Source organism: Roseivirga ehrenbergii, assembly GCF_001593005.1.
GTDB lineage: Bacteria > Bacteroidota > Bacteroidia > Cytophagales > Cyclobacteriaceae > Roseivirga > Roseivirga ehrenbergii.
In genome coordinates, this window is the sequence record NZ_LQZQ01000023.1 from 220,671 (window position 1) to 233,686 (window position 13,016).

Sequence of the window (13,016 nt, forward strand, 5' to 3'; positions counted from 1 at the left end):
TTAGGCAAAACGTTTGTTAGTACCTAAATCTTGGAGTTCTTATAATCCTTTGTCCTCCAATTTTTGGAGTAGACTTAAAGTTATAAATTAACATTAACTCCTGTGATGTCGGCTTTTTGCTACTCTGATTTCCTACAACAAAATCAAAGGCATAAGCCAATGTTAAAGAACGATCACTTAAAATCTTATACCCAACTATTAGAGAGGCCGACTCTGATTGTCTGTAAGCCAAACCTGCTCTCAGATTGTTATTGTACTCGCCAATAACGCTCACTTCTACATTGTAAGTATTCAAACTTACCGATTTTAGTAAAACAGTTGGTGTGATAGTTATTTGAGGGGTAAATGAGTAATCATAACCCGCTGTCAAATAGTAATGTCGATTTAATTGATTGGAAGTTTGACTTTCTCCAAAGTCAAATTCAGGTTGAAGTAAGTGATTTGTACTCAAACCACCAAAAAAATTTCCCTTTCTGTATACCAGCCCTACTCCTAAATCAGGTCTCATTTGACCTTCTTTTCCGGATGCATTAAAAATGGGGTCTGAGGGATCTACCACCACTACCTTATCATAATCAATGGAGCTTGAAAATAAACCTACATTTATTCCTACTGTAAGGATACCTCCATTGGGTAAATTCAAGTTTCTTGATAACGAAGTTTGTACTTGTAGGTTATTGGTGGGACCCAGTTTGTCGTTGCTTAAATATATTCCAAGCCCTGATTTTATTTGAGGCAACCTTGAATTATAGCTTATTAGTTGTGTGCTTGGAGCTCCGCCTTGGTTTACTGTTCCATCATAACCAAACCATTGTGAGCGATGGATTGCGGTTAATGTGGTTCCATCAGATGACCCAGCAAAAGCAGGGTTATAATATAATTGATTGAACATGTACTGGGTAAACTGAGCGTCTTGCTGAGCTTTTACCTGAAAAACGGCAGCCAGTAAAAGAACCAATGACAAACTAAAAGTTCTATTCATAATCTCGTAACGACAAATTTAGCCGAATTATTCATTCGGCTCGAATATATTACAAGATAACTGGATTCTTCCCTTAGAGTTAACAATAAATCAATCTAAGTTATTTGCCTTTTTTATGTAAAGCTCAAGCGCTCCAGTCATTGAAGGAGCATTGGGCAAAGGTGCCTCAATGTCTATAATCAAACCAGCGTCTCTTGATGCTTGGGCAGTTGTTGGGCCAAAAACAGCTATTCTGGTATCGTTTTGCTTAAAATCCGGAAAGTTTACAAACAACGAATTGATTCCGCTAGGACTGTAAAACGCTATAATATCGTACAGCACATCGTCCAAGTCTGAAAGATCACTTGCTACAGTTTCATAAATAATGGCTTCTGTGAAATGATAGTTGTTTTCTTCTAAAAACAGAGGGATATCTTCCTTACGAATATTGGAGCAAGGAAAAACGTATTTCTCGTTCTTGTGCTTTTTAAGAATCTCAATCAGATCTTGAGCTGTTCGTGATCCGGTAAAAATCTTCCTCTTTCTAACTACAATATATTTTTGAAGGTAATTAGCCGTTTGTTCTGAAATACAGAAGTATTTCATGTCAGCTGGCACTTCTACCTTAAGTTCCTTACAAAGCCTAAAAAAATGATCAACGGCATTTCTGCTGGTAAAAATTACGGCTGTATGCTTTAGTATATCTACTTTCTGCTTTCTGAAATCCTTAACATTAATTGGATCAACCTGAATAAAAGGCCTAAAATCAATTTTGATGTTATACTTATTCGCTAAAACGTAATAAGGTGATTTGTCATCAGATGGCTTTGGTTGAGATACTAGGATGCTCTTTACTTGTTTAAGCCTATCCTCCTGTGTACTATTAGACATAAGTTCCCTACTTCTTCTTCTAGATTTGGCTATTTATTATTAGAACCAGCCCAATGGTGAGTGGGGTCAGTTCTGTGGCGCAAATGTACGAAAATATAAACAACTTGCTATGAGGCCTATCGTTGAGCATTCTCATGTAGATTAAAAACCCCCTATAATAGAAAAAGATAACCGATGCGGCCAATGCAAATTGGATCAAACGCTCTGGAAACACGATTGAAGAAAAGCTTACTAGGGTTAAAAAAAGAAGGACTATAAGAAAAAATACCAAGGAAGCATTCACCATATCTACAAAATGACGAGCGATCGATCCGCGTAAATCAAATAATAATCCGAAACCTAAAATCAACAGAAACTTAACATACACCAACACATTGAGCGCTACAAAAAGACCTAACCATTGAATAATCGCGAGTCCAAAATGATCGACAATAAGTATTTCAGGCAGGCCCTTTTCCTTCCAAAGACCATTAGCAATAAATAAAATTACAAAGGAAAGTGACAGCGAACTTAAGGCAGTAAAGTACAGGTGTTCCGAACTGAAAGGCCTCAGGTTACTGCCCAAATCTTCTCTCACCCTAAACCCAAACAGTTTGTTTGGGGCAATAATACCGGAAAACACTTTGGGGAAAACCGCTCTGGATATGGCATAGGTACAAAGCAAAATAATTGCAATAACAATAAATGCATCTCTGCCTTCTGCCCTTACCAATTGCGTATAGATCATGCGTTAAAATCTGGTTGTGTAACCAAAGTGTATTTTAGATTGATTGAAATTAAAACTGCCCGTGTTTTGCGAACTTCCTAAAGCATAAATAAAATTAAAAATACCCGAAGAAGTAGTAAAACTCAAACCTGCTCCTAAGCCTAAGGCCCAATCCGATGTTGGAGAGGTTTTAAATTCTCCTCGTAAATAGGCCAAGTCTGAAAACAGCAACAAATATGAACTTTCGTCAAATAACAACCTACCTTCTAATGTAGCTAATGCATATTTTGTGGCAAAAAAGAAGTTCTCATTAAAACCTCTAATCGATTTGAGGCCTCCCAACCTAAAAGCATCATTTCTAAAAAGTTGGTCGTTGGCCTTTAGCCCTCCGCTCAGCTTGTTCACCAAAACAAAGTTATTTTTCAGTCTTAAGTAATTCTGAAAGTTAAGTCGAAAGGTGTATTGAAGAGTTTTAAGATCAACGCCATCATATACTTCTGTGGGTAAGCCAACATTTCGGCTAATTTTCTTATTTCCGGTAGAAGCCTCCAAACTAATCCCAGTGCCTTTTGAGATTAAAAACGGATCATCGAAGTTGTTCCATTCAAAGCCCATTCCGTAAGAAGTAAGGTCAAAATCGATCACAACTGGAAGTTCATTATTTGTAATTTTTGGCGTACCAATTAGGTCAGTGCCTTCGCTGCTCGAAAAAGCATTTAGAAAGCTATTTCCGCCAAGGTTATAACCAATTTTCAGGTCGAATATGCGCTTAGTGAACAATGTGTCTTGTTTCAGAAAATCCAATGCAAAATCAAAATTGAGCGGACTTCCCAGCACGTTGGGGTGTGCATATTGCAGATTGAGATTCTGAGTTTCTTCACTCAGTTTTTGCCAGTGCAAACCAATCTGCTTCCCCGAACCAAAAGGGTTCAACAAATCAATATCAACCTGCCCAGTAATCAGCAATCCATCTGATCGATTAGCATTAGGGAGGAAACCTATGATTCCATCGATTTGGTTTACAGGCCGTTTTTCTACCTTCAAATGCACAGTGGCTTCAGAGTTCTGAAAAGTTAAAGTGGACGCTTCACTCAGCCTTAGGTAAGGCAAATTGCGCAAACGCTGACCGAGATAATCAATCTTTCTTTGGTCATAAGGATTGCCTTGAACAATGCCCAAGTAGTTTCCTAAAAAGCGGGCCTTGAGCGTAAAATCACTTTTTATATCTAAGCTATCGAAAAGAATGAGGGGCCCTAAATCTAAGTTCAGCGAAGCACCAATTTGATTTTCTTCTATTCTAAGCGAATCTAATTTTAGGCTCGCAAAGGGATAACCATTTCTTTCGGCATAAGACAAAAGCGATTTCTCCATTCGCGCTACTTGATTAAAACGAAACGGCTTTTCATCGAATTGGCTCTGCTTATATCCACTCCTTCTCAAAAGCGAATTTTCCACATTTCCAGGCGAAAGTTTCATCCAAGTAAATTTTTCGCCAATAGCTATTTTATAGCTAACCTGTTGCGAAGAACTGGTATGAGAAACAACATAAGCCAGCAAATAACCATCGGAATGTAAAGCGCTCACCAAGTTTTGCACAGCCCGCTGGGCACTTAAAGAATCTGCATGTTCTTTAGGGAAATTATATCTCTTAAGCACAGCACTTTCTTGTTCAGCCACCTCAATATTGAGCACATACTTTTCCTGCGCCTGAACAGAAAGGCATAAAAAACCATAAAGGAATAAGCAATAAATATACTTTAAGTATATCTTGGGCATTCTGCGAATTTAAGCTTCAAATTAACGATTCTTTGGCCGGATTATATATTCATATTCCCTTTTGCAAAAAGGCTTGTCATTATTGCGATTTCCATTTTACCCAATCGCTTGGGCAAATGGACAGCATGGTCAATGCTATTTGTAAAGAACTGGAAATGCAAGCTGATTATTTGAATGGTGAAGCGATAAACACCATCTATTTTGGAGGTGGTACTCCTTCATTAATGAGTGAAGATCAGCTGAAGCGAATCATGAAGCAGATTCAGCATACCTTTAATTTGGCCAGCAACCCTGAAATTACGCTCGAAGCCAATCCAGACGACCTTGATGGCGACCAACTGAAATCGCTCTATGCTTCTGGCATTAATCGATTGAGTATGGGAATTCAATCTTTTCATGAGCCGCATTTAAAATGGATGAACCGCCAACATACAGCCGAACAGGCAGAAATGTGCTTCTATAATGCGCGTAAGGCTGGTTTTGAAAACATTAGTGTGGATTTGATTTACGCCTTGCCTCATCACAACCATGAAATTTGGGAACGGGATTTAATGAAGGTAATCCACATGCGACCTGAACACATTTCTTCTTATTGCCTGACCATAGAACCTAAAACCGCCTTCGGCCATTTGGTTTCGAAAGGAAAAATGAAGGATGTGGAAGAAGAATACGCTGCACAACAATTTGAAATACTGACCGAAACACTCGACCGCTACGGTTTTGAACAATATGAAATTTCAAATTTTGCCCAACCCGGTTACGAATCGCAGCACAACGGCAATTACTGGAAACAGGAAAAATATTTGGGAATCGGCCCTTCGGCACATTCATTCAATGGGCACTTTAAGCAAGCCAATGTTTCGAACAACGCCAAATACATCAAGGGGATTAATGATGGCATTATTCCTTTTGAAAAAATTATTCTGACCAAAGAAGACCAAATCAACGAGTACATTCTTACCAGCCTAAGAACCAAATGGGGTTGTGATACGGAATGGCTCAAACAAAAGCACAAAGTTGATTTATTGAAAATGCACGAAGATTACCTCATGCGGATTGACTACAAAGGCATGATTCAGGTAGAAGAAGGCTGCATTACACTTACCAATAACGGAAAGCTTCTGGCCGATAAGATTGCCTCCGATTTATTCGTTTATAGCGAAGAGGATTGACACTCAATTGTGGATAACCGTCTTGATAAGTAAATCCTGTGCTTAATCAAAAACGACCCTGCCAAATCCTTACTTTTACAATTCGAACGAAATAATAGTGAACAAAAGACCTTACCCCAACAATAGAAAAGGACAACCAGAAAGCATTGGTGATGCCGTGAAAGATATGTTGAAGTCATTCAACATTGAGCAGAAATTTCACGAAACCAACCTGATCAATTCTTGGGAGCAAGTAATGGGCGTGGCCATTGCCAAACGCACCAGCAAAATTTACATTAAGGACAAAAAACTTTACGTTCACCTCACTTCTGCCCCCTTACGCCACGAACTGAACATGTCTAAAAACAAGATTTTAGTTTTACTGGCCAAAGAATTTGGAAGTCCTATCGTGAATGATGTAGTGCTGTTATAAGCATACAAAAGCGAAAAGGCCGACAATTTGCCGGCCCCTTCTATTCAACTTCAACTTTCCTTAATTCTTCTTGATTTCCTGCTTCAAGTTGGCGTCACCTTTATAACCATCAGGAAGCTTGGTAATTCTAATTATATTCTCGCCTGTTAAGTATTGATTTACGGCCCCAACCACTTTTTCTTTAGTAATGGCCTTTGCACGTTCATTTGATTTCAAGATTTCTTCAAAGCCGTCTCCAGATTTAGAATAGCTTTTTATCATTCCCTGCCAGTAGGCATTTGTTTTAATTTGCTCATCATAATTCTGCATGCGGGCTGTAATCACTTTCTGTAAGTCTTCATCCGTAAATTCACCTTTTTTGAGTTTCTCTAATTCCTTCATAGCTGCTTCTGCCAAAGCATCGGCATTATCGGGCTTACAAGGGAATGAAATTGTAAACGTGAATCTTTCCGTTGGGCTTTCGCTCAAAGAGGCCTGAGCACTTACGCCATAAACCCCACCTAACTCTTCTCTAAGTGTTTCAATCATTTTATTGGTCAAAACACTGGCAGCAGCATTCATCAGTCCATTGTTTTCTAAAGTGTAGTCATAATCTCCACTCAAAGTAATGGTCACCACACTTTTGTCGTCTACTCCAGCATAAACGCTTTGAGTAATTACCCCAGGCACCGGGTTTAAATTAATGTCTTTGTTGGTTTCATCTTTACTCGATGCTGGCAAACTAGCGATGTATTGCTCCAATAGTGGTTTAAAGGTCTTCATGTCTATATTTCCTACGAATACAAAATTGAAGTCACCAGCATTGGCAAAGCGTTCTTTATAAATCTCCGTTACTCTTTTCAGCGAAATTTGATCCATTTCTTCTGCAGTCGGAAGCCCTCTTGCCCAAGGGTTATCTCCATACATAATTTTCATGGATTCAATTTGATATTTAATATCTGGGCTAGAACCAAAATTGGCATAAAGAGTCTTCATTCTGGTGAGCCAGCTTTTGAAAGCTTGTTCATCATGGCGCACTGTAGTAAACTTTAAATGCACCATTTGGAAAAATGTCTCTAAATCCTTTAAGCTTGAAAAGCCCGACATGCTCTCTTCAAATTGGCCTATACTTGCACTTACGGCTGCGGTTTTTCCTGTCATGAATTTACCCAAATCAACTTGGCTGAATTCTCCAAGCCCCATCTGTCCTACAATCTCGCTTGCATTAGTAACATTCATGTATTCATCAACCGAATATAGAGATGCGCCACCGTCACTATAAGCGCTCATTCGCACCTCATCATTTTTGAAGTCAGTTGGTTTTACATAAACTGTTGCTCCATTCGAAAGCATAAGCTCAGTAATTCCCGTTGCTTCATTGGTACTTTCGCTTATGATTTTTCCGGCCTTTGGTGCCGAAGTCATTAAAGAAGTTGCCAATTTTTCTTCTGCATAAGGAGTAATCGTTTGATCACTTCTAACATCCGTCATAATTGACTTCAGCTCGTCTTCAGAAGGAATATTCGATTCTTGATCTGTTTTTGCCGTGATAATAATGGTTTGGTTGTCTTCTGTAATCCAGCCTTTAACCAATTCGTTGATTTCTTCAACCGTGATGGTTGGAAGCAATTGGCTCATCAATTCCAGTTCTTGTTTTTCGCTTAATAGTGTTCCTCCATTCAAGAAATGTTGAACATAAGTGTTAACCAAACTCCCTGATTGGGCTTTGTCTGCTTCTTTCGCTCTTCTATCATAAGCATTAAGGTAAAGTGCTTTTACTCTTTCAAGCTCACCATTGGTAAAGCCATATCTTCTCACCCTTTCATTCTCTACCATTGCGGCTTTTAAGCCCTCTTTAAACATGCCGTCTTTTACATTCACTACAATGCTATATTCCTTTTTGTACTTGCCTAAAGAAGCGCCATATCCGCTAAAGCTGAATAAGTAGGGAGGGTTCTCAGTCTGTACTTTTTCGCCCAATCGTTGGTTAATCATTTGACCGTATAAGCCTGTTAAAAGACCTTTTCTAAAATCATTTAGGGTGTTTTCTGGCTTTTGTGTTCCAGGCGTAATAAAGCCCACGGCAATTGAACTTCCTGTGGCTTCATCATCGGTTGCCACAGCAATGCGGGTTCCTTTAAAAGGAGGTAAATCGTAATACTTTCTCTCTTTTGGTTTTTTAGGGTTCTTAATCGATCCAAAATAAGATTTGATTTTTGCCTCCATTTCTGCTGGTTCAAAATCACCAACAGCAATAATTGCCATTAAATCTGGTCGGTACCAGTCTGCATAAAACCTTTTAGCCGCTTCATATTTAAAGTTCTGTAATACGGTCTCTTTACCAATCGGCAATCGTTCGGCATATCTAGAGCCCTGAAGCACCACTGGCCAAGTTTCTTCTCTCATTCTTTGCGCTGCACCTCGTCCGAGCCTCCACTCTTCCATCACCACACCTCTTTCTTTGTCTATTTCCTCGTTGTCGAAAGTGGCATTATGCGCCCAATCACTCAACACAGTCAAAGCTTTATCAACATTCTCTTTGTCTTCTGTAGGAATTGGTAGAAAGTACACCGTTTCATCAAAACTGGTGTAGGCATTCAAATCGCCTCCAAACTCTAGACCCATTTTCTGAAGAAAACTAATCAGCTCGTTTTTCTCAAAGTTCTTTGTGCCGTTAAATAGCATATGCTCCGTAAAGTGAGCCAAGCCCTGTTGGTCGTCATCTTCTAAAATGGAACCCGCATTTATGGCAAGCCTGAATTCAATCCGGTTCTCGGGCTTAGCATTTTGCTTTAAATAATAAGTGAAGCCATTATCTAATTTGCCAACCTTAACAGAGGGATCTGTTGGAAGTTCTTGAAGAGCAAGTGATGATAAAGGCAGAAGGAGTAGTAGCACTGCCCAAATACTGAGTTTAAGAAGTCGATGTGTCATGTTTGATAATTTAAACTATTCGATTAGTTAAATATAGAATTTATAATTAATATAATAAATGATTATATATAATTTTTAGAATGCTTATTTCACTCTCTAACTAAGATAGAGACTATGAAAAAGAGAAATATAGCCCTCTAACAAAAGCTTAAATTAATATCCAAAAATCAATAGCACGGAAATAAATGATTAACACCTCAATATCATGGATAAACAACACATATTGAAGCCTGAAAATTTGATTAGAAGGAATAGCTAATCAGAGCTCTTGAGGTTGGCTCTTCCCAAAAAACCGCTTCTGAAAAACAAGGAGCAAGGCAATTCCTAAGAAAATACAGACATCGGCTACATTGAAAATAGGCCAAAGGGCAATGTATTTTCCTCCCCAAAATGGAACCCAATCCGCAATATATCCCTCCCAAACATCGAGGTAGAACATATCTACTACTTTCCCATGAAACCAAGGGGTAACGGCATCGTAAGGAGCATTGTTTAAATAAACTCCATAAAAAATACTGTCGATTACATTGCCCATAGCTCCCCCTAAAATAAGGGCAATGGTCCAAAGTAAGCCGGGGTGAAGGTTTCTCTTAGCAAGTTTGTATAGGTAAATGGCAATAAATGTTATGGCAACCATTCGGAAAGCAGTAAGCCCTAGTTTTCCCCATTCCGAACCAAACCGAAGGCCAAAAGCCATACCTTCGTTTAAGATATAATGCAGCTTAAACCAGTCACCAAATACTTTGATCTCCCCATTTTGGCCGAAAACCATTTTAAAATGTACCAGAAGTTTTACCGTCTGGTCGATGGCGATTACCGCCAAAGTGAGGAGATAGTATTTATAGTGCCTGAACTGCGCAGCCATTAGCCTACTGCTATTTTCACTTCAAGCATCCACTCGTCAATTTCAACACTTTGTGACTCTGAAAGAGACTCCACAATGGTTAAACTCAAAGCCTGCGTTTCTTCACAAACGTAAGTTGCATTGGCTGTTAAAGCTTCGTTGATCAAAGCTTCGTTTTTGGCCACTTGAATGTTGATTTTATCCTGAACATCAAGCCCCATGTCTTTTCGCAAATTCTGAATTCGGTTTACAAAATCACGGGCAATACCTTCGGCACGAAGCTCATCTGTAATCGAAATGTCTAACGCCACGGTTACCTTGCCTTCAGAAGCTACTGACCAGCCCGGAATATCTTCGCTAGAGATTTCTACATCTTCCAACAAAAGCGAAGCTGGCTCGCCTTCAAGCGAAATATTTATAGATCCATTCTTTTCGATTTCAGCAATTTCAGTTTTCGTCCATTGGCCAATCGCCGCAGCCACTAACTTCATTTGAGGACCGAATTTTTTACCCAAGGTGCGGAAGTTCGGTTTTACTTTCTTCACCAAAATGCCCGAAGCATCATCGATATATTCTACTGCCTTTACATTGACTTCAGTCATGATCAAATCCTGAACCGCCTCAATGTATTGCTTAGTTTTTTCGTCTAAAACAGGCACCATCACTTTGGTCAAAGGCTGACGCACTTTGATTTTTTCCTTCTTACGAATAGAGTGTGTTAACGAAGAAATGGTTTGCGCCAAAATCATTTGGGCCTCCAAATCTTTATTAATGAACGCGTCATTCGCTACAGGGAAATCGGAAAGATGAACCGACTCGAAGTTCTCTTTACCAGACACTGCATTCAAATCTTGATATAAGCGATCCATGTAGAACGGAGCCACAGGAGCCGCCAATTTCGCTACACTCACCAAGCAAGTATATAAAGTTTGGTAAGCCGCTTTTTTGCCTTGGTCATAATCGCCTTTCCAGAAACGTTTTCTGTTCAAGCGTACATACCAGTTACTCACTTCATCGGTCACAAAATCCATAATCGCTCGTGATGCGCGAGTTGGCTCATAATCGTTATAGGCTTGGTCTACTTCTTTGATCAAACTGTTCAATCGAGATAAAATCCAACGGTCGCTTTCTGGCCTTTCATTCAAAGGAATTTCAGCATCCTCGAAAGTGAAACCATCTAAATTGGCATAAAGCGCAAAGAAAGCATAGGTGTTCTGAAGCGTTCCGAAGAACCTTCTCTGTACTTCGCCTACACCTTCAATATTGAATTTGAGGTTGTCCCAAGGGTTGGCATTTGAAATCATATACCAACGTGTGGCATCTGGGCCAAAGTTACTTATGGTTTCAAACGGGTTAATGGCATTGCCCAACCTTTTCGACATTTTATTGCCGTTCTTGTCCAGCACCAAACCGTTGGCGATTACATTCTTAAAAGCCACTTTATCTTCTAGCATTACTGCCAAAGCATGAAGCGTAAAGAACCATCCACGGGTTTGGTCTACGCCTTCTGCAATAAAGTCTGCTGGGAAATTCGATTCGAAAATTTCTTTGTTCTCAAACGGGTAATGCCACTGCGCATAAGGCATGGCACCCGAATCGAACCAAACATCGATAAGGTCGGCTTCGCGGGTCATTTTCTGACCTGTCTCACTTACCAAATACACATCGTCTACATAAGGGCGGTGTAAATCGAAGTCTTCGCCAATGCTTTCGGTCATAAAACCAGCCGCAATTGATTTCTCAACTTCTGCTTTCAGCTCGGCCAGTGAACCGATGCATTTCTGCTCTTTTTTATCTTCCGAAACCCAAATTGGTAGTGGCGTTCCCCAATAGCGCGAGCGGCTCAGGTTCCAGTCTACCAAGTTTTCTAACCAGTTGCCAAAGCGGCCTTCACCTGTTGAAGCAGGTTTCCAGTTGATTGTTTTATTCAGCGCTACAAGTTGCTCTTTGTAAGCCGTAGTTTTAATGAACCAAGAATCTAGCGGATAGTATAAAATCGGCTTGTCGGTTCGCCAGCAATGCGGATAAGAGTGCTCGTATTTTTCTACTTTAAAAGCCCTGTTTTCTTCTTTCAGTTTGATCGAAATCAAAACATCGAGCGATTTTTCAGGACGCTCTTCGTCTGAATAATATTCGTTCTTTACGTACATGCCAGCAAAATCCGTGATCTCTTTCACGTACTTTCCTTGCTTGTCTACAATCGGAACGTTCTTGCCTTCTTCATCTTTTACGAAAACGCCCGGCATGTCATTCATTACCGAAACACGGTAATCGTCTGCACCAAATGTTTTTGAAATGTGCACGATACCCGTACCGTCTTCAGTAGTGACAAAATCACCAACAACAACGGTGCAGCCTGGCTTTTCTAACGGAATATAAGGCATCAGTTGCTCGTAGCTTTTGCCTGCCAAGTCGCGGCCTTTGAAGCTTTCTAACACCTCAAAAGGAATTAACTTATCGCCTGCTTTATAGTCTTCAAGCTTAATATCTTTCGCTTTTTCATTGAAATATGAAGAAAGGCGGTCTTTGGCCAAAATCACATTGATAGGCTCAAAAGTGTATTGGTTGAAGGTTTTCACCTTTACGTATTCAATACCAGCCCCAACGGCCAAACCGTTGTTGGCAGGCAATGTCCATGGCGTAGTCGTCCAAGCCAAAAAGAAGTCGTTTTCGGTACCTTCTACCTTAAACATGGCCGTCATCGATGTGTCTTTCACATCCTGATAAGTGCCCGGTTGGTTTAGTTCGTGCGAACTCAAACCTGTACCTGCCGCAGGTGAATAAGGCTGAATGGTGTAGCCTTTGTAAAGTAAATCTTTATCGTAAAGTCGTTTTAAAAGCGACCAAAGCGTTTCAATATAATCGGTTTCGAAAGTGATGTATGGGTTGTCGAGGTCTACCCAATAACCCATTTTCTCGGTAAGGTCATCCCACTCATCTTTGAATTTCATTACTGCCTCACGACATTTCTGGTTGTATTCTTCAACCGAAATCTTTTTGCCGATGTCTTCCTTGGTAATGCCCAATTCCTTTTCTACCTGAAGTTCAACAGGAAGACCGTGGGTGTCCCAACCGCCTTTTCTTTTTACCTGAAAGCCTTTTTGCGTTTTGTAACGGCAGAAAATATCCTTTACGGTTCTGGCCATTACGTGGTGAATACCTGGGGTTCCGTTAGCAGATGGCGGTCCCTCGTAAAAGGTAAAAGATGGTTTCCCTTCTCTGGTGTTTACTGACTTTTCGAATATGCCATTCTCTTTCCAGAACTGGAGCATTTGCTCTCCTATTTGGGCATAATTCGGGTTTTTGTATTCGTTGTACTTTTTCACTTTTACTCCTTGTTT

Annotated in this window: 9 protein-coding genes; 2 read left to right on the forward strand and 7 right to left on the reverse strand. The window is 40.0% G+C overall.

Going from position 1 to position 13,016, the window contains the following annotated elements; translation table 11 throughout:
• Positions 1–16 precede the first annotated feature (16 nt).
• The 4 genes from MB14_RS10055 to MB14_RS10070 form a co-directional block, all read right to left on the reverse strand.
• Complete coding sequence (locus MB14_RS10055; protein ID WP_062591421.1) at positions 17–982, reverse strand: PorP/SprF family type IX secretion system membrane protein; 966 nt, start codon at positions 980–982, stop codon at positions 17–19.
• A 90-nt stretch (positions 983–1,072) separates the two neighbouring features.
• Positions 1,073–1,852: a uroporphyrinogen-III synthase gene (locus MB14_RS10060; protein WP_062591422.1), complete on the reverse strand. Its 780-nt coding sequence runs from the start codon at positions 1,850–1,852 to the stop codon at positions 1,073–1,075.
• A gap of 19 nt (positions 1,853–1,871) precedes the next feature.
• Positions 1,872–2,579: a DUF4271 domain-containing protein gene (locus MB14_RS10065; RefSeq protein ID WP_062591423.1), complete on the reverse strand. Its 708-nt coding sequence runs from the start codon at positions 2,577–2,579 to the stop codon at positions 1,872–1,874.
• A gap of 3 nt (positions 2,580–2,582) precedes the next feature.
• Positions 2,583–4,334, reverse strand: coding sequence for a BamA/TamA family outer membrane protein (locus tag MB14_RS10070; protein ID WP_062591424.1), 1,752 nt, complete (start codon positions 4,332–4,334; stop codon positions 2,583–2,585).
• A gap of 32 nt (positions 4,335–4,366) precedes the next feature.
• On the opposite strand from MB14_RS10070, the gene hemW reads away from it, so the two are divergent.
• The gene (gene hemW / locus MB14_RS10075; protein ID WP_062591425.1) at positions 4,367–5,506 is read left to right on the forward strand and encodes a radical SAM family heme chaperone HemW; all 1,140 of its coding nucleotides are present in this window, start codon (positions 4,367–4,369) and stop codon (positions 5,504–5,506) included.
• Positions 5,507–5,603: 97 nt separating this feature from the next.
• On the forward strand, positions 5,604–5,918 hold the full coding sequence (locus MB14_RS10080) for a DciA family protein (protein WP_062591426.1): 315 nt from the start codon (positions 5,604–5,606) through the stop codon (positions 5,916–5,918).
• A gap of 60 nt (positions 5,919–5,978) precedes the next feature.
• Here the strand turns inward: MB14_RS10080 and MB14_RS10085 are convergent, their stop codons facing one another.
• The 3 genes from MB14_RS10085 to ileS form a co-directional block, all read right to left on the reverse strand.
• Positions 5,979–8,831: a M16 family metallopeptidase gene (locus MB14_RS10085; protein WP_062591427.1), complete on the reverse strand. Its 2,853-nt coding sequence runs from the start codon at positions 8,829–8,831 to the stop codon at positions 5,979–5,981.
• 259 nt (positions 8,832–9,090) lie between these two features.
• Entirely contained in the window at positions 9,091–9,696 is a 606-nt protein-coding gene (locus tag MB14_RS10090; protein ID WP_062591428.1) for a lipoprotein signal peptidase, read from the reverse strand.
• Complete coding sequence (gene ileS, locus MB14_RS10095; protein WP_062591429.1) at positions 9,696–13,001, reverse strand: isoleucine--tRNA ligase; 3,306 nt, start codon at positions 12,999–13,001, stop codon at positions 9,696–9,698. The genes MB14_RS10090 and ileS overlap by 1 nt, the downstream gene beginning before the upstream one ends.
• Positions 13,002–13,016 lie beyond the last annotated feature (15 nt).